At 54.8% G+C, this 17477-nt stretch carries 14 protein-coding genes; 2 read left to right on the top strand and 12 right to left on the bottom strand.

Annotated features, from left to right (window positions below; all coding sequences use genetic code 11):
• Positions 1–5 precede the first annotated feature (5 nt).
• From CDA63_RS09285 to CDA63_RS09265, 5 genes are all read right to left on the bottom strand, one after another.
• Positions 6–1553: a SusD/RagB family nutrient-binding outer membrane lipoprotein gene (locus tag CDA63_RS09285; RefSeq protein WP_088464178.1), complete on the bottom strand. Its 1548-nt coding sequence runs from the start codon at positions 1551–1553 to the stop codon at positions 6–8.
• Between the two features lie 32 nt (positions 1554–1585).
• Complete coding sequence (locus tag CDA63_RS09280) at positions 1586–4696, bottom strand: SusC/RagA family TonB-linked outer membrane protein (protein ID WP_242434620.1); 3111 nt, start codon at positions 4694–4696, stop codon at positions 1586–1588.
• A gap of 788 nt (positions 4697–5484) precedes the next feature.
• On the bottom strand, positions 5485–6348 hold the full coding sequence (locus CDA63_RS09275; protein WP_088464176.1) for a dienelactone hydrolase family protein: 864 nt from the start codon (positions 6346–6348) through the stop codon (positions 5485–5487).
• Between the two features lie 266 nt (positions 6349–6614).
• Positions 6615–6986, bottom strand: a complete 372-nt coding sequence (locus CDA63_RS09270; RefSeq protein ID WP_088464175.1) for a cupin domain-containing protein — start codon at positions 6984–6986, stop codon at positions 6615–6617.
• 15 nt (positions 6987–7001) lie between these two features.
• The gene (locus CDA63_RS09265) at positions 7002–7187 is read right to left on the bottom strand and encodes a Kazal-type serine protease inhibitor domain-containing protein (RefSeq protein ID WP_242434624.1); all 186 of its coding nucleotides are present in this window, start codon (positions 7185–7187) and stop codon (positions 7002–7004) included.
• A gap of 268 nt (positions 7188–7455) precedes the next feature.
• Between CDA63_RS09265 and CDA63_RS21735 the strand changes: the two genes are divergently transcribed.
• On the top strand, positions 7456–7890 hold the full coding sequence (locus CDA63_RS21735) for a CsbD family protein (RefSeq protein ID WP_088464173.1): 435 nt from the start codon (positions 7456–7458) through the stop codon (positions 7888–7890).
• 148 nt (positions 7891–8038) lie between these two features.
• Entirely contained in the window at positions 8039–8419 is a 381-nt protein-coding gene (locus tag CDA63_RS09255) for a YtxH domain-containing protein (RefSeq protein WP_088464172.1), read from the top strand.
• Between the two features lie 311 nt (positions 8420–8730).
• Here CDA63_RS09255 and lysS read toward each other — a convergent pair whose 3' ends face one another.
• From lysS to CDA63_RS09220, 7 genes are all read right to left on the bottom strand, one after another.
• Complete coding sequence (lysS, locus tag CDA63_RS09250; RefSeq protein WP_088464171.1) at positions 8731–10287, bottom strand: lysine--tRNA ligase; 1557 nt, start codon at positions 10285–10287, stop codon at positions 8731–8733.
• A 200-nt stretch (positions 10288–10487) separates the two neighbouring features.
• Complete coding sequence (locus tag CDA63_RS09245; protein WP_242434619.1) at positions 10488–11528, bottom strand: hypothetical protein; 1041 nt, start codon at positions 11526–11528, stop codon at positions 10488–10490.
• 236 nt (positions 11529–11764) lie between these two features.
• Positions 11765–13912, bottom strand: coding sequence for a carboxy terminal-processing peptidase (locus tag CDA63_RS09240; protein ID WP_088464169.1), 2148 nt, complete (start codon positions 13910–13912; stop codon positions 11765–11767).
• A 318-nt stretch (positions 13913–14230) separates the two neighbouring features.
• Positions 14231–14782: a hypothetical protein gene (locus tag CDA63_RS09235; RefSeq protein WP_088464218.1), complete on the bottom strand. Its 552-nt coding sequence runs from the start codon at positions 14780–14782 to the stop codon at positions 14231–14233.
• A 300-nt stretch (positions 14783–15082) separates the two neighbouring features.
• Positions 15083–15451 carry a hypothetical protein gene (locus CDA63_RS09230; RefSeq protein ID WP_088464168.1) on the bottom strand — a complete coding sequence of 123 codons (369 nt, stop codon included), beginning with the start codon at positions 15449–15451 and terminating at the stop codon, positions 15083–15085.
• 142 nt (positions 15452–15593) lie between these two features.
• A complete protein-coding gene (locus CDA63_RS09225; RefSeq protein ID WP_088464167.1) occupies positions 15594–16781 on the bottom strand; it encodes a proline dehydrogenase family protein in 1188 nt (395 codons plus the stop codon).
• A gap of 238 nt (positions 16782–17019) precedes the next feature.
• The gene (locus tag CDA63_RS09220; protein ID WP_126546795.1) at positions 17020–17421 is read right to left on the bottom strand and encodes a hypothetical protein; all 402 of its coding nucleotides are present in this window, start codon (positions 17419–17421) and stop codon (positions 17020–17022) included.
• Positions 17422–17477 lie beyond the last annotated feature (56 nt).

Raw genomic sequence — 17477 nt, 5'->3', positions numbered from 1 at the left:
GACGGTTAGTCAATGTCCCACCATACGGGTACCGTAGTACCGGGTGCGGGGTTGGGCGCATTGGTAGCGTTACCCGACAGTTCGGAAGCTGGATACACAAAGCGCTTTGGAAGCACGTTAGGATCATCACCTTGGGCATTCAGTGCCAACGTCAGGCGCGGGTAGCCCGTGCGACGGTAGTCGTTGTAGGCCTCGTAACCGTTGCCCACCCACGAAATCCACTTCTGAGTCATGATCTGATTCAGCTTGCGGGTATCGGAACCGCTCAGGATTGCTACTGAAGGGTTGTTGGTGAAGTACGTCGTTACGGCTGCATCGCTGATACCAGCCTTAACCATCGAAGCCCGGATGGCCGCCTGATAGAGGCTCTGAACTGTACCACCATCGGTTGCCGTTTTGAGCACGAGTGCCGATTCGGCCATGATGAACAGGCGCTGAACGTTTGTCAGCAACCGGATCGGACCAGCACCACTTGCGCCGGCGATGTAAGTGTTGTAGCGCGAGCGGTTGGCGCTGACGGGTGTTGCAACGTTGGCACCGTTCTGGAAACCAGTAAAGGTGAGGAACGTGCCGGCCGTAGCGCCAGGCAGCGTCGTTAAAGTACCAGTGGTGTTAACTGTAGCAGTCGGTGTTGGCGTGGTCGTGAAGTAGACCGGCAGGCGCGGATCGTTCTTCACCCGCATGCTGTCGAGCAGGCGCTGGCTCAGGAACAGGTCGAGCGGCCGCTGACCGAACGTAGCATCCCCGAAATCGAAGATGGGGTTACGGTTACCTACTGCCCCGCCGAAGGGCACCTCGAAATCGTTGGCATTGGTCAGGATTGCGCTCTTAGCATTAACCACCTCGTTGATGATGGTAGCGGCCAATGCAGGCTCCCGGCGGCTCATGGTGTTAGCCAGTTTCAGGCGTAGCGTGTTGCCCATCTGGGCCCATTTTACCAGGTCGCCCCGATAAATCGGATCATCAGCAGCCGAAGGCATCAAGTCGCTGGTTTTCAGTAGGTCAGCCAAGCCTTCTTTTACCAAGGCGTCGAGGCTCTGAATACCGTCGGCTCCTTTGTAAATGTCCTCCTGCTTGTCGAAGCGCGGCTTCAACTGGTCGAGGCCCATCAGCGCCTGCGAGTAAGGAATATCTCCCCATAGGTCGGTGGTCATGGCAAAATTGTACGCCTTGAGCAACTTGCCGATGCCGGCGTAGGCCGGGCTGTTGAGGCGGGTCGAAATCTCGATCAGCTTCTGGGCATCTTCCAGCGAGCCGGCGTAGAGTTCGCCCTGCCACTGGTTGTCGAGGCCTCCCCGGATGTTATAAACATCCTGGGCGGCGGCTTGGTTGCCGGCGCCAGCTATGTGCTGCACCAGTAGCGACGTAATCCGGTTGATTTCGTTGCCGTTGCTGAAACCCGTCTGAATGGCAGTGGCTGTCAGCAGCACCGAGGGCGGAACCGTTTCCGGGTTGTTGGGATTGGCGTTGACGTCGAGGAAGTCCTTGCAGCCGACGGTGCCGAGGGCTACTACTCCTGCCAGCGCAAAACCTAAATATTGCTGGTATTTCATATGTTGAAGTTGAAGAGCTAGTTAAAGCTGTATTACAAAGTGAAGCGCAGGTTAATTCCGTAGTTGCGGGCATTAGGTGAGCTCTGGAGTTCCAGACCACGAATGTTGCCGGCGCCCTGAGTGTTGGTCTCGGGGTCGATTGGGGAATTAGGGGCGTAGTAGAACAGGTTACGGCCCGAAAGCGAGATGGTGGCCTGTCCAAATGGCGTGCGCTCAAGCAGTGTCTTAGGCAAGGTGTAACCGAGCGATACTTCGCGCAGGCGATAAACCGTGGCATCGTACACGTTCAGGTCGCTCTGGAAACCAAAGCTGCTCCAATACGACTGAGCATCTACCTGAATGGTGTTGGCCCGATAGCTACCGTCGGCGTTGGCAATAGCGCCCGGAATAACGCGGGGCGCTTCGCGGTCTTTGCCGGTTTCCTCCAGGGCACCGGCACCTTTGTAGCTGGCTACCGAGAAGGAAACGATGTCGCCACCGTACACAGCGTCAACCAAGAACGAAGCCGTGATGCCTTTGTAGCTGAAGCGGTTGGTGATACCACCCTGCCATTCGGGGTTCGGGTCGGCGATTACTTCGTTGTTGAGCTCTGGAGCGAACAGGCCCGTCGTTGGGTTGATGATATACTGGCCGAAGAACGGGCTGTTGGCATCGGTTACCCGCGGCTTCTTGTTGCCCCGGATAACGCCGAAGGGGAAGCCCACCTTGTAGGAAGGAGTCGTGCCGATGAAGGCGTTGCCGCCAATCGACGACTCGGTTACGCCTTCGGAGATTTCCACCACCTTGTTGCGCAGGCGGGTAAAGTTGGCAATAACGTTCCAGCTGAAGTTGCTCGACCGAACGGCCGTGATGTCCAGCAAGCCCTCAAAACCTTGGTTGTCGAGGCGTCCAACATTAGTCAGGCGGGAGGTAAAGCCGGACGAAGGGGCCGTGGATACGTTCAGGATCTGGTCTTTGCTGACGGTTTTGAAGTACGTACCGTTGAAGCTAACCCGGTTGTTGAAGAAGCCCAGGTCAACCCCGGCCTCATACGAGCGGGTGAATTCGGGCGTCAAGTCGGTACCGCCACCCAGTGTGTTGCCAATGCCGAAACCAGCGTAAGTGTTGGAGTTGGCAGTGAAGGGGAAGTTGAAGCTGGCAACGTTGTTACCCTGGGCGGCTACCGTGTAGACGGTGTTGAGCGAGTAAACATTGGCGTCGCGACCAACTTGGGCGATGTTGCCCCGGATCTTGCCGTACGAGAAATAGTCGTTAGCAATCTTGAAGGCGTCGGTGAAGACGAAGCTGGCCGTCGCCGAGGGATAGAAGAACGTGTTGTTAGCAACCGGTAGCGTCGACGACTGGTCGGCCCGGCCCGTCAGTTCCAGGAACAGATAGTTGTTGTAAGACAACGACAACTGCCCGTAGTAACCCAAAAGGCGGCGCTTGGAGGAGAATTCGCCCGTGCCGTTAGAGAACGTCGTCGCGTTGTTGAGGTTATAGAAGTTGGGCAGCGTCAGGTTATCACCCTGGGCAAACACTTCCTGCACTTTACGCTGGTTGACGTTCTGGCCCAGCAGCAGGTTGGCGTTGAATCCTTCGGTGAAGATGTTGTCCTTTTTCAGCGTTACCAACAGGTCACCGTTGATTTCGCTGCGGTACAGCGTCTGGTCAATTACCTGGCCCGAAGAGGACCGTTGGGAGCCGATGTCGTAAATCTGCTTCCGCCGGTCGGTGTACGTGTCCAAGCCAGCGCGGTATGCCACGTTCAGCCAAGGCGTTATTTCGTAGCTCAGGTTGGCCACATTCACGAAGCGAGTAACGTTCGACGAGGTCGAGTTACGCTCTAAGCTCCAACGTGGGTTCTCGCCGGTACCAATAAAGATACTGCGGCCAGTTGGGCTGATATAGGGCAGACCCTGCAGGTCGTAGCTACGGGGCACCGCTCCCAGACGGCCGAAAGGCGAACCGCCGTTGCCCTGCTGCGGGCCCACCTGGTTGGTCTGAATGAAGTTCACCGAACCACCGGCCTTCAGCTTGTTGAGCAGTTTGGTGTTGCCAGCCAGCTGTACGCTGGTCCGGTTCAGCTTAGAGAACTCCGTGATGCCCTGCTGAGCGGTGTTGTTGACGTTGAGCGAAACGCTCTGGTCAGCGTTGCCACCGGCGATGTTAACGCCGTTCTGCAGAATATGGCCCGTCCGGAAAAAGTCCTGGATGTTATTAGGATAGGCGCGGTAGTCGAGCTGCTGGGTGTTGCCGTCAACATCGCGGTAAAGCAGGCCATTGAACAGGGTGGGGGTAGTGCCGAAGCGCGGGCCCCACGAGAGCGTCGTACCCGTGTTGATGTTGCCATTGGTCAGCGGGTTGATGCCCGCGGAGCCCTGGCCGTAATCATTCTGGAAATCGGGGAGGCCGTAAACCTGCTGCAGCGAGTAGCTCGATGTAACGGCTACTTCCAGCTTGCGGTTTACGTTGCGTCCCGACTTTGTGGTGATGATGATAGCACCCGACGAAGCACGCGAGCCATAGAGGGCGGCAGCAGCCGGGCCTTTCAGGATGTTGATACTGGCGACGTTCTCCGGATCGATATCGAGGGCTCGGTTGGCCTGCTGGGCACCGAAGAGCGTGTTCGAGGTCCGGTCGAGGTCGTTACTGATCGGAATACCATCGACTACGAACAGCGGCTGGTTGTTGCCACTGATCGACGTTATACCCCGGATGTTGATGTTGGTCGAGGCCCCGGGCATGCCGCTAGCCGAGGTAATGTTTACACCGGAAACCTTGCCCTGCAGGGCGTTCACCACGTTAGGCTCCGACTTCTGCGACAGCTGATCGGCTTTGATCTCTTGGGTGGCGTAACCCAACGAACGAGTATCTCGCTCGATACCCAGAGCCGTAACTACAACCTCGCTCAGCTGCTTGGAGTCATTGGCCAGACCAACATTGACCTGGTTTTCGGTTCCGATAGGCCGCTCCACCGTAGCGAATCCAATAGAGCTGAATACCAGCGTACCACCGGTTGCCGGAACAGTAAGGGTGAAAGTGCCGTCGGAATTGGTAGACACGCCATTGCTGGTTCCTTTGAGCAACACGGTAACCCCGGGTAGTCCCTCACCGGAAGTACGGTCGGTGACCCGTCCGGAAATGGCTCGAGTTTGTGCCATCACCTGGATTGCGGAGAACGCAACCAGTGGAAAGGCAATAAGTAGCGCTTTTTTCATGAAAAGAAGAGAAAAAAAATGGAGGGTACTCTGCTACAGCACAGGCTATCATCGTGCTAAATGTAAAGACGAAGCAGACTATTTGCCAAACAAACAGTCAATAAATTCCGCTCTACTTCGACGCTGTTATCTGTTCAGACGCCAGCAACATCTGTTGCCGTCTGTCGCGTTAGCGTTGACAATATAATCATTAGTATCAAGTATAAGGCTATAGGATAGAATAAAAGGCTGTAGAAGATGAAAAGTGTGATCAAAATAGCAATCCAATACTTCGGTGAATATCAGCTTAACAATTGCCTTATGTCACCAGACCTATTCGTGCCAATCCGAAGAGCTATACTGGTGTATAAAATCACTTCATAATATCGAATAAATACATATTATTGGACTGCAGCGAAATAAAGAAAACGCGGTGGTTTATAAAGTGCCCAACAGATATTGGTTCGCCTTCATCATTGGATATATGCCCACCCTGTATGCCTGTATGCCTGTATGCTTGGGCGTTACCTATCACCAAATGTATGTCGTATTTTGGCTGGTAGATGGCTATTTATGCTGCCGCTAAAATTCTTGTGGTTAGGTAGTTGAACTGAAGTCGATGAGTCTGTTTTATCATTAATAACCAGCCACTGATTGTCTGACTTATCTAAAAATGAGTGGCGTGGCCACAGTAAACAAGCCTTGGCAATCCGATCCAAAGCAACTCCTACTGGTTACCAGTCAACGTGGTATCAGCCTTTTACTTGCTTTTTAAACAGCTGTAAGGTTCGTTCCCAAGCTAATTTGGCGGCTTCGGCGTTGTAGCGGGCCGGCGAAGTATCGTTATTGAAGGCGTGGTTCACGCCCTCGTACACATAAAGCTCGTGGGGCACACCAGCGGCGGTCAAAGCGGCTGCCCAAACATCCTTTCCGGCATTCACTCGCTCATCGAGGCCGGCATAGTGCAGTAGCAGGTGGGCCTTGATGTTGGCTGCTTCCTCGGTGGCGGGCTGCGTACCATAATAAGCCACCGCGGCATTTAATTGAGGGTCGTGGGTAGCGAGGTTGTTGGCCATGGCGCCGCCCCAGCAGAAACCTACGCAACCCGTGCGGCCATTGCAATCGGGGCGTTGGCGCAGATAAGTGAGGGCATTGAGGTAGTTGGTTAGCGTCTGCGACTTGTCGAGCTTTCCAATCAGTTCCCGGCCTTTGTCTTCATCCGTTGGCGTACCGCCGAAAACCGAGAGTGCATCCACGCCCAGCGCCAAGTAACCAGCCTGGGCCACGCGCCGTGTTACATCCTTTATATGAGGGGTGAGGCCGCGGTTTTCGTGAATAACGACGACTGCCCCGCGCTTCTTATGGCCTTTCGGCTGCACCAAGTAACCTTGCATCGTTACGTCTGCGGCGCCGGGCCAAGTCACGGTTTCTTCCGTCAGCTTACTCGTATCGGTTTCCACGGTGGCGGCCCGGGCATAACCCGGTTCCAGTATAGCTAGTGCTGCGGCCGCCAGTGCCGTGCTGCCGGCCAATTGTTGGAGGCGGTCTAGGAAGTTGCGGCGGCTTAGCGGGGCGTGCGTGTACTCGTCGAAGAGGTTGATAATGCGCTGGTCCATAAGGAATCGAAAGAACGATGGGAAGGTTAAGATAATCAATCTGCTTCGGGGATGTACAGATCGGCCTAAGCAATAATAGAAGCGGCAGATTGGACAATAGGATCGGGTGCTTAGAGTACTGCCTCAACAACTCACTAATCTCTCATCTGAGAGGCTCACCGCCCACATGCTTCACTAGCCGCACCCCAGAGTTGCACCGCCGATTACGCCCAAAATGAGTGCGGCGAACCTCCCGGCCCGCCGCATTCGTCTTTAATAAGTAGTTTTTACTCTTCCTCCCGATGCACCGTAGCCGGGCTGAAAGCCGGTACGCAGATCGACCAGTACTCACACTCGGCATCGAAAGGGTTGGAGTAACGTACCCGTGCCCCGGCCTTGATCAGCAACGATTCGCCGGCACTCAGCTCTACCACGTCGCCATCAATTTCAAACTGCTTGCGGCCGCGTACGATAATGGTCACTTCATCAAACTCGGGCCGTTGGTGAGGTTCGCTCCATTGGGGCGGTGCTACCATGTGCGCCACGCTGTATTGGTTGGTGCCGGTACTAGCTTGGCCAATGTGCTCCTCAATGAGCTTGCCATCGGTGGTGGGCACTACGAAAGGTATTTGCTGGCGGAAATAGCGTTTTTCGGACATAAGAGAAGCGAAAAGTTATTTGGCAGTAGGACACTCGCCCTGCGTGTAACTGGTTACGCCGGCGTTGGTGGCCTGGCAAGCATTGCCGTACGTTTTGCCGTCGCAGCCGCATACGGGGTCGTACTGCATTGTACATACCGCGTTAGGCCTGATTTTGCTGGCATCGATGCATGTGGCACTGGCCGGGGCAGTTGGGGACATTTCGGGTTGGCAGGCCACCAGAACCAACGAAAGGAAAAAAGCAGCAGGATATCGAGACATAACACAAAGGTAATCACCTGCAGGCTCAGGTTGTGGGGGAGTGGCTATGGAATATTTTTGTTCGCTAATTTTTGCGCCGTCATAAAACCCCGGCCGCGTGGCTTCGTATAGTGAGCCGTATCTGGTGTGCGGACGAGACCAACAACTTTCTGCCCAAACTACCGATACTCTCTGCATCTCTATTTCCAACTTTCTCTCCCCAAGAATCATGTCGCATTACGAAGAAGACAACTCCGGTAAAATTCTCCTCGCTGCTTTGGCTGGTGCCGGTGCTGGTATCATTGCCGGTTTGCTGATGGCCCCCGAAAAAGGCAAAGCTACCCGCGATAAAATCGGCAGTGCCGCTACTAAGTACAGCGGCCAGTTGGGCGAGCAGCTTTCCAAGTACGGAGAAGACCTCGACTCTAAGTTCAAAGGCTACATCGAAAAGCTCGAAGATATGGGCCTGACTGGCTCAGGCGCCAGCCTCAAAATCAAAGGTGAGTGGGATGCTGCCAAAGGCAAGCTGAAGCAGCAGTATGCTCAGCTGACCGATGACGACCTCCAGTACACCGAAGGCCAGGGCGACGAACTTATCGGCCGTTTGCAAAACAAGCTTGGCAAAGCCAAGGGCGAAATCGTAAAGATGCTCAACGACCTGTAAGTCGTCGGTTTTAATTATTGAAGCCCCCGTTCTTTGTAAGAGCGGGGGCTTTTTGCTTAACCCTCGGTAAGGCTCCGCCGTTAGTATATGTTTACCGTGGTGTGCCTGCCGCCGCTCGGTCTTTTTTTGCCCGTAAAAAACTACTGTTATGCAAGACACCAACGGAAAAGTCATTCTGTCGCTGCTCGCCGGCGCCACTGCCGGCATCATAGTGGGCCTGCTATTGGCCCCCGAAACCGGCGACGAAGCCCGAGCCGATATCAAGCAGGGAGCCACCAAACTCAACAAAGACCTAGCTCGGTTACTGAAAGAGGGTAAAGCCAAGCTCGACCAGATCAGAGGGGGCAACCCGGCCGATTCGGAGCAACACCGCACCGACCGCTCGGCCGCCGACGATTTGCTCGGTTCACTCAGCAGGTCATCCACCGGTCCGCAGCCCTCCGAGTCGGGACTAATGCCCGGATCTGATTCCGACTACGACGGCGCTGGCAGCGACTCACGCCACGCGCCCGGGCATTACAAGTCGTAGTCGTTTTCGCTTCGTGTAACCCTGCCAACTGTTATTGCGTAGGCTCATATACAGGCGGCTTAAAAGAAGAGTAGCGCCGTTGGGCTAGCAAAATTGCCGACCGTAGAGCTTCTGATTGGAACTGGTTAGCCAACCATTCAGTAAAATCGTACGTTGTCCATCGCACATTTCTGGTTTAGCTGTTGCTCGGAATGGTTAGCCATCTGAAAAAGAAAGCCTCCCGCCTTTATCGGCGGGAGGCTTTCTCATTTCTAGGCCCAAAGTTTTCCAGGCATCAGCTAAGCTGGTGCGCGACAGGGCTGATGCGCCGGCTAGTTCTCTGGATGCGGGGCGTTTTCAGACTTCGTATTCTCTGGCTTCATTTGCGGGAAGAAGAGCACGTCCTGAATAGAGTTGGAATTGGTCATGATCATGCTCAGCCGGTCGATGCCAATGCCGAGGCCGGCCGTTGGCGGCATCCCGTACTCCAAAGCCCGTAGGAAGTCCTCATCGAGCACCATGGCCTCGGTGTCGCCGCGCTTGCCGAGCTCCAGCTGCTCCTCGAAGCGGGCGCGTTGGTCGATGGGGTCGTTAAGCTCGGAAAAGGCGTTGCAAATTTCTTTGCCGTTGCAAATAGCTTCGAATCGCTCCACAAGGCCGGGCTTGCTGCGGTGCTTCTTGGCCAGCGGCGACATCTCCACCGGGTAGTCGGTGATGAAGGTGGGCTGGATAAGCTTGGGCTCCACATGCTCACCAAAAATTTCGTCGATGATTTTGGCTTTGCCCATGCTGGGGTCGAGGCCTACCTTCAGGTCTTTGGCGGCGGCGCGCAGCTCGTCCTCGCTCTTGCCCTCAATGTTGAAGCCAGTGAAGTGCTCGATGGACTCGGCCATGGTATAGCGCTTCCAGGGGCGCTGGAAGTTGATGAGGTTGTTGCCGACCTGCACTTCGGTTTTGCCGTGCAGGGCCATTGCCACGCGCTCTACCATTTCTTCCACCAGATCCATCATCCAGTAGTAGTCTTTGTAGGCTACGTAAAGCTCCATCTGGGTGAACTCGGGGTTGTGAAACCGGCTCATGCCCTCGTTGCGGAAGTCCTTACTGAATTCATACACCCCATCGAACCCGCCCACAATGAGGCGCTTTAGGTATAGCTCGTTGGCAATGCGCAGGTACAGCGTCATGTCCAGCGTGTTGTGGTGCGTTTTGAAGGGCCGGGCCGCTGCGCCACCGTACAGTGGCTGCAGAATCGGCGTTTCCACTTCCAGGTAGCCCTTATCGTTGAGGTAATTGCGCATGGCCTGTACCAATTGGGTGCGCTTGATGAATGCCTCCCGCACGTGTGGGTTTACCACTAAGTCTACGTAACGCTGGCGGTAGCGCTGCTCGGGGTCGGTGAAGGCATCGTATGTTATCTTCTCGCCGGTAGCCTCATCGGTGCGCTCTTTCACTACGGGCAAGGGGCGCAGGCTCTTGCTGAGCACCGTCAGGCCCGTAACGTGCACGGAGGTTTCACCCACCATCGTTTTGAATACGCGGCCGGTTACGCCGATAAAGTCGCCCAGATCGAGCAGCTTCTTGAACACCGTATTATATAGCTCCTTGTCTTCGCCAGGGCAGATTTCGTCGCGGTTAATATAAAGCTGGATGCGGCCCGAAGCATCCTGGAGCTCCGCGAACGAGGCCTTGCCCTTCACCCGCATCGACATCAGGCGACCAGCCAAGCTCACTTCCTGGAAGTTGTTAAGCTCGGGGTGGTAGTTATCGAGAATCTCCTGGGCGTAGAAGTTCACGTCGAACAGCTCGGAAGGATAGGGGTCGATACCGAGTTTATGAAGCTCTTCCAGTTTATTCCGACGGATAATCTCCTGTTCGCTGAGGTGTTGCATAGGGCAGGGGGTAGCGGCCCCAACAGGGGCCGAACAAAGTCAAGCCGCAAAAATAGCGCAGCCCATCCGCGTAACCTAACGCTGCCCCATCCCACCATTTGGTGACTACCCAAAGCAGCCAGGCCACAAACAGAAAACGCCGGCCTAAAAGGCCGGCGCTTACTTATATAAAGAGTAAGGTGAGCAGTGTGCTACGGGCACTAAGCGGCCATGCGTAACACTGGCGTTTCTTGGGTATTCAGCTGTGGGGCTACCCGGGTGCGAAGGCGCTCCTCCACAAAGGAGTTCTGTAAATGGCGGGGCAGCTCAGCCACTAATTGCTGGTAGCGCTCCAAGCCCATAGCCTTGGCCACGTATGTTTCATGAATACCGTTGAGGTAGCCCACAATATTGAGCAGCGACTGGTGAAAGAGGGTAAAGTCGATATCGGCCTCCACGAACCGCTCGATTTCCCGACTGGTCTGGGAAATGCGTAGCCGGCCCAGCAAATCGAAAATGGTGGTGTAGCCTAACCGCCAAGTAATCTCCTGCCAGTGGGCCGCCGTCCACTTATCAAGCACTTTACCGGTTTTCTGACTGCGGAGTGCAGTATTCGGGTTGGCTTGCACCTGCAGGCGGGTCGCCTTCGCCTTAATGGTGCGGGTAGTGCGCAGAAACTGCCCGATCTGGGCTTGGGCATCAATTTCCTTCCCGGCAATCTGCAACCCGGCTTTGTAACCGGCTAGCGGCAGCCGATGGATGCTGAAGTCGCCGTGCGCTCCGGCCGCATAAAACGATACGGGCCGCGGGTAGGCATTGCGCACCACGAGCCGTCCTACTTCCCGCCGGATCAGAGCTGGGTTGTTTCCGCGCACACCAGTTGTGTATAGGAAAGCCTGCAAACCAGCCGTAATGGTGTGGTAAGCCTGGGGAAAGGTCCAGTGCAGGGCGTTGCGCAAATAATCCTCGTCGCCCAGCTCTGCTGTGGCTCGCAACGCATATTCGGTGCTCCAGCAGGCATGGAGCAGCTTGGTAAGGGCTGGCAAGTCAGTTTCAGCCAACTCGGCCTGGTGGGCCCGGAAGTAGGGCAGGTGCTGCAAGCCACCCATCGCATCATCGGCCTGTTGTATGTGGTAATTGATGGCGAAGAAGTGGTTGAGAAATACCTGGGCCGGAATCGATTTGCGCCAGGTTTCCTCAGCCTGCTTCTGCTCCTCGGTCACGAGGGGAATAATCGGAGTCTCCATGTCTGTCGTCGTCATGATTTATAAACCAATATACTAAATTATAAGTTCTGAATTGCTAATTATATTGTCAATGAAACAAGATAACAAATCATTGATATAAAGATCTTTGACGATGGTTATTACTTGTATGTATAACGAATTTTTGCAATCAAATTTACTAACGTAACTGGTCCGTCAGTTCAGGGCAAAAAGAAGCCTTCCGTATCGAAATACGGAAGGCTTTTTAGAAAATAGGAATCCTTACCAGAAGGCTAGATTTGGTCCTGAAGAACTGCTACAGCTTCACGCAGGGTGATATCCTTCTTGAGTGGTTTCACAAAGCGGGAAGCCCGGTTAACCTTGATGGTATCAGTCGCAACCTGACGTAAGTCGAACGCCAGAGGGGCGATGGTCATGGGCTGAGCAGCGTTCTGGATGGCCTCGTACTTATCGGCTTCGGTTTTGGCCAGTTGCTGCTCGGCGCGGTAGTTAGCCAATTGCAACGATACCTTGGTATCGTCCTTGCGCTTTACCATCCGCTTCACCATATCAGAAAGCTGGCTGAAGCTTGGGCTGGCATTCACTCGGCTCAGGCTGGCTTGGCGCAACTTGTCGATAGATGGGGCAGCGCCCCAGGCCCGGTAGCGAGCCGGCGTGATTTCGTCCCAGCTCAACGGGTAGTCACTTTCTTTCTCTCCCTGGTCGAGGTAGCTATAAGCGTCGGGAAGAATAATATCGGGCACGACACCTTTAAACTGAGTTGAGCCGCCGTTGATACGGTAGAACTTCTGGGTCGTGAGCTTGAGCGAGCCAAAAGGCTTGATGCTGTTGAACTCCGCCGGCATAGCGTCGTCGAGGTCGAAGATGCGCTGCACAGTGCCCTTGCCGTAAGTGCTAGCCGAACCCATAATCACACCGCGCTTATAATCCTGGATGGCAGCTGCCAGAATCTCGGAAGCCGAAGCGCTGTATTTATTTACGAGCACAATCAGCGGGCCGCCGTACTGCACGCGTGGGTCACGGTCGTTGAGAATGGTAGCAGAGCCTTGGCCACCACGTACCTGCACTACCGGACCGCTGTCGATAAATAGTCCAGCCATTTCCACGGCGTCCTGGAGCGAACCACCGCCATTGAAGCGCAGGTCGAGCACAACGCCTTTTACGTTTTCTGCCTTGAGCTTCTCCAATTCCTTCTTCACGTCGGCAGCGGAACTGCGGCCGCCATTGTCGTTGAAATCGGCGTAGAAGTTGGGCAGCTTAATGTAGCCGAGCTTGGTGCCATTGTCATCAATGGTAGCCGATTGGGCGTACGTTTCTTCAATCACGACTACATCGCGGACAATAGGAATGACCTTCGTGCTGTTATCGGGCTTACGCACCGTGAGGCGTACTTCGGTGTTCTTGCGGCCCCGGATCAGGGTGATGGCCTTGTCAAGCCGCCAGCCTTCTACGGACACAGGCTCCTCCGCTCCTTGCGCCACACGCAGGATAATGTCGCCGGCTTTCAAATCGCCCTGCCGGTAGGAGGCCGAGCCAGGTACAATGTCAGCTACCTTGATATTACCATCTTTTTCCTGCAGCGTGGCTCCAATGCCTTCAAAGCGGCCGGTCATAGCAATATCGAAGTTGTCTTTATCGCGGGGAGCGAAATACTCCGTGTGGGGGTCGTAAGTATTGGCAATGGCGTTGGCATAAACAGCCAACCGGTCGTTGGTATCCGTCTGCGCCAAGTCCTTGAAGTAGTCATCAAAATACTTCAATACCCGCTTACGGGCTTCGGCTTCCATCTGCTCGGGTGTCCGCATAGGCTCCGAAATAGTAGCCTCCGAAGGCTTTGCCGTCGTTGAAGCCAGCGGCTTGTCCTTCTTCTTGGCCTGCTCATCCATCATCTCCGAAAGCCGGACCATGGTCTGATACTTCAGAAACTTGCGCCACTCTTCGCGTTGCGCTGCAGCCGTGGCGGCGAAGGTTACCTTATCGGCTTCGGTCTCGAAGGTTTCCGCTACCGAGAAGTCAAAAGGCTTCGACAAAATGTCACGATAAAGCCCCTGCACGTCTTTCACGCGCTGGGCCATAAGCGTAGTGCTCAAGTCGAGGTACTCGTGCGTACCGCGCAGTACCTCGTTATCGATATCGTTCTGGTACTTACGTAACTGCTGCACATCGGTAGCCAGCAGAAACTTCTTGCTGCCATCGAGGCGCTTCAGGTATAAGTCGAATACGCGCTTGGAAAAAGCATCGTCCAAACGCTCGGGCTGGTAGTGAGCCTGGGTCAGGCCCTGCACCATCGCCTTGATCAGTACTTCGTCCTTTTGGGGCGGCTGACCATCATTGCGCTGATAAAGCTTATAAGAAGCCAGCACGAAAATGGCCAGTAACACCGAGGCATATAGGCTTATTTTGAGTCGGGGGGAAGACATGAACAAAACGGGTGAAATGAGGAAATGTCGGGCTGAGTGCCACTACTGTCGAAACCAATGCTGAAGCGGTGACGCCTATTTAACGTTAGGGTCAACTGAATAAGTGCCCCGGGCGCTAATGGTTTTTGACGGTAGGATGGTTAACCCTCGGACAGAGTTACATAGCCTGCGCCATGCTCATCCGTGAATATAGTGATTCAGCAAATAAGTGCCCAAAAATGAAAAGGCGGTGAACCAGCCAAGAGGGCAGAAAAAAGAGGCTCCCCCCGAACCGGGGAGAGCCTCTTTAATCAGGAAGGCGAAAGCCAACCGTATTTATTAATAACGACGAACTTTGTCACCGTTATGACGACGGAACTCCTCTTCGAAGTAACGAGCATCCTCTTCGTTGCGGGGACGTACGCCCATAACGATGTTGCCGTCCTTCACGTCGCTTTCGTATTCAGCGGCGTGCTCTTCAGGAATACCCGAACCTACCAAGGCGCCTACTAGGCCACCCGTCAGGCCACCGGCACCAGCACCAGCCAAAGCGGCGGCGATAGGACCAGCAATTACAAGGCCCAGACCGGGCAGAGCTACTGAGGTACCGATAGCAGCAATGGCACCGATGATAGCACCAGCAGTACCGCCAATGGCCGAACCAACGCCAGCACCTTCCATGGCCTTATCACCAAGTTCGGTTTCTACCGTGTCATCACCGAAGTGACGCTTACGGGCATCTTCCGACATTACTAGGTTTACATCGTCTTTGTGGTAGCCACGGGCGGCAAGCGACTGGTAAGCACCTTCGGCGCTTGCACGGTCGCTGAACGAACCAGCAGTGTAGCTGCTGCCACCAACAGACGAGTCGCCAGTGCTGGAGTTACCCATATTGCCGCTTGAAGTTGTATTAGCACCCATGCCGGAGCCAGTGCCAGCGTTGCCGGTGCCGTAGTTTGCACCTGAACCGGTACCGGAATTGGTTGGGTTGATCGAATCGTTGTTCATGGAGTGGGAGATTAGGTTGGAAGGAAATAAAAAATTCTCCGCTGGAAAATTGTAGAAGAGAGTACAGCGGGGTTTCAAAAGTGCTTAACGCAGCCACAAAAGCGGGGTTGCGCCAAAAAAATGCACGTAACCTTTCTAGCAGTCCTAATCTCCCATCATCATCCTGATAACCCGTTTTTTGCCTTAGAGAAATTTTTCAAAATTCTTGTCATCCTGCCAAAAATCACGGCATTGTTGGCGCAGATCCTTCAAAAAGTCTTCCTCTTGTTTCAAGGTGCGCCATTCGCCCATCCCCAACCGTTCACACAGCTTGTAGAAATTATCTCCCTGCCCCTTCGATCCTTTCACCTTCACCAGCGCCCCGAGTATAGGTCGGCCTGCTTCGTGCTCCTGTTCCGAAATTTCGGTCAGGATTTCATTCAGCCGGGATTTCTCGTGGGTGATGTCTAAGTTGAGACCCAATTCAGCTTCCTGAACCAAGTTGAGGTAGCTGGTGGTACCTATCTGCGTGCGGGAAAAACGGATCAGGTGCTTACGTACTCGACTGATCATGGATGAGGGAGGGGGAATGAGGAGAAAGAAGGGGGAATATAGCAAAAATGCCCGTCGCGCGGTAGGTAAAATCCGCAGCGACGGGCATCGACTCGCCAAAAACTGTGCCGTTTGGGCGCACGGCTGAATTGCGCGTAAGCTATTACATCCGGCGGCGGGTCATTTCCTGCTGAATCAATCGGAACTCGCGGCTGGTTTGGCCAGCAATGGCTGTGTTCTCGTCGGCGCGTCGCAACAGGTAAGGCATTACGGCCTCTACTGGTCCGTAAGGCACGTATTTGGCCGTGTTGTAGTCGGCATTGGCCAAGTTGTAGCTTAAGTTGTCGCTCATGCCATAGAGCTGGGCGAACCATATTCGCGGGTCGCTGGGCCGTAGGCCATGCGACTGCATAAGGTGGGTAAGGAGTAGGGAACTGGCCTCATTGTGCGTACCAGCGCAAACACTGATGTGGTCGACGTGCTCTACGCAGTAAGTCAGGGCCTCATTGTAGAGAGCATCGGTTGCCGCCTTTGTGGGGTTGATGGGGTTGGGGCGGCCCTGCTGGCTGGCTGTGCGCGCTTCCTTCTCCATGTACGCGCCGCGCACCAGCTTGGCCCCAAGGTGGTAGCCACCAGCTACTGCCGCGTCGGCAGCGGCTTCCAGAGCAAGCAGGCGGTCGTGGCGGTAGAGCTGGTACGTATTCCAGACGATGGCTGATTCGCGGTTGTAGCGTTGCATCATCTGGTAGGCCAAGTCATCGATGGTGTCCTGAAACCAGCTTTCCTCGGCGTCGAAGAATACTCGAACTCCGTACTGGTGGGCCCGGGCACAAATAGCATTAACGCGCTTTACAGTTCGGTCGAAGCTGCTCTGTTCGGCCTCGCTCAGCTCGTGGCCGGCCTGAATCTTCTCCAGTGTGGCAACTACTCCTACTCCGGTTACCTTGAATACCGAGAATGGAATATGCTTCGAGCGGTGCGCTAAGTCGAGGGTGGCCAGAATTTCGGTGGTTGTATCGTCGAAGCTCTGGTCGTTGCCTTCCCCCTCTACCGAGTAGTCGAGAATGGTGCCGATGTTGAAGCGGCCCAACTCCTGAATAACCGGCAGGCACTCCTGAATGGTTTCGCCCCCGCAGAAGTGCTCAAAAATAGATTTCTTGATGAGAAACTTAGTGCCGGGCAGATGCCACTTGAGGGCCTTTTTCATCAGCCCGCCGCCAGCCTTAACCAGCGAAGAGTTGTTCATGGCGGCAAACAGGGCGTACATTTTTCGCAACTCGCCATTTGATCTGGACGCGAAGGCTACAGCCGTATCCTCGAAGGAAATGGGGGGGGCTTGGGGGTGGGGCATGGGCAGATAGTGAAGGCAGCTGGGTGGGATCGGCCAACAGGGAGTAAAGATAGCCGGTAAACCCTGTTTATTGGCACAGAGTTGCACCAGCTTTGATCGGCCAGAGCAGTGGGCAGGGTATACGAAGGAGACGAGTGAAAAGTGGAGCAGGATGTGGCAACCACCAGTGCAAAAAAAAGCCCGCCACTTTCGGTAAGAAAGTGGCGGGTGTAAGAAATTTGCGGAGCAAACAGGCAGTTCAGGGGTTTGACGCGTGCAGCAGCCGCAACGATGGGTCAGCAGAGCCAAGCGTATTCTTTGGGCCGCTCACTACCCTAATGTAGCTGTGGGTAGCTACCCGACCATCAGTATCCTGCAGCTGTAGCTGGTTGCCAATAACCGAATAATACTGGGTAACCTGGTAGCCCCGGTACGTAATAATGTGGCGAACCGGCTCATGAAAACCCATGCCGTCGCGGCGCAATGTGAAGGCCGCGGCGCTAACCAGCTTATCATCCTGATAAAAGCGAGCCCGGCCGCGTTGGTCGAAATGGACGGCCATGTGATGGCCGGTGTTGGCCGGCGTAAGCGCGATTTTGTTGCTGGTGGCCGTTTGCTGCCATTCCCAACGCCCTAGCAATCCTTGCTCTAGTGTAGGCATAGCATCGCGGCTACAGGATACTGATACCCAAGCACCGAGTAAGAGGGCAAATAAAG

This window comes from Hymenobacter amundsenii (genome assembly GCF_002204745.1).
Classification (GTDB): domain Bacteria; phylum Bacteroidota; class Bacteroidia; order Cytophagales; family Hymenobacteraceae; genus Hymenobacter; species Hymenobacter amundsenii.
This window is presented reverse-complemented; position numbering and strand designations above follow the sequence as displayed.

Bases quoted from the DNA above. Each gene is read 5' to 3' on its own strand.
- CDA63_RS09265 (WP_242434624.1), bottom strand. From the start codon at position 7,187: ATGTCCCCAACTGCCCCGGCCAGTGCCACATGCATCGATGCCAGCAAA.
- CDA63_RS09235 (WP_088464218.1), bottom strand. From the start codon at position 14,782: ATGGGTAACTCCAGCACTGGCGACTCGTCTGTTGGTGGCAGCAGCTAC.
- CDA63_RS09230 (WP_088464168.1), bottom strand. From the start codon at position 15,451: ATGATCAGTCGAGTACGTAAGCACCTGATCCGTTTTTCCCGCACGCAG.
- CDA63_RS09270 (WP_088464175.1), bottom strand. From the start codon at position 6,986: ATGTCCGAAAAACGCTATTTCCGCCAGCAAATACCTTTCGTAGTGCCC.
- CDA63_RS21735 (WP_088464173.1), top strand. From the start codon at position 7,456: ATGTCGCATTACGAAGAAGACAACTCCGGTAAAATTCTCCTCGCTGCT.
- CDA63_RS09245 (WP_242434619.1), bottom strand. From the start codon at position 11,528: ATGACGACGACAGACATGGAGACTCCGATTATTCCCCTCGTGACCGAG.
- CDA63_RS09220 (WP_126546795.1), bottom strand. From the start codon at position 17,421: ATGCCTACACTAGAGCAAGGATTGCTAGGGCGTTGGGAATGGCAGCAA.
- CDA63_RS09240 (WP_088464169.1), bottom strand. From the start codon at position 13,912: ATGTCTTCCCCCCGACTCAAAATAAGCCTATATGCCTCGGTGTTACTG.
- CDA63_RS09280 (WP_242434620.1), bottom strand. From the start codon at position 4,696: ATGGCACAAACTCGAGCCATTTCCGGACGGGTCACCGACCGTACTTCC.
- CDA63_RS09255 (WP_088464172.1), top strand. From the start codon at position 8,039: ATGCAAGACACCAACGGAAAAGTCATTCTGTCGCTGCTCGCCGGCGCC.
- CDA63_RS09285 (WP_088464178.1), bottom strand. From the start codon at position 1,553: ATGAAATACCAGCAATATTTAGGTTTTGCGCTGGCAGGAGTAGTAGCC.
- CDA63_RS09225 (WP_088464167.1), bottom strand. From the start codon at position 16,781: ATGCCCCACCCCCAAGCCCCCCCCATTTCCTTCGAGGATACGGCTGTA.
- lysS (WP_088464171.1), bottom strand. From the start codon at position 10,287: ATGCAACACCTCAGCGAACAGGAGATTATCCGTCGGAATAAACTGGAA.
- CDA63_RS09275 (WP_088464176.1), bottom strand. From the start codon at position 6,348: ATGGACCAGCGCATTATCAACCTCTTCGACGAGTACACGCACGCCCCG.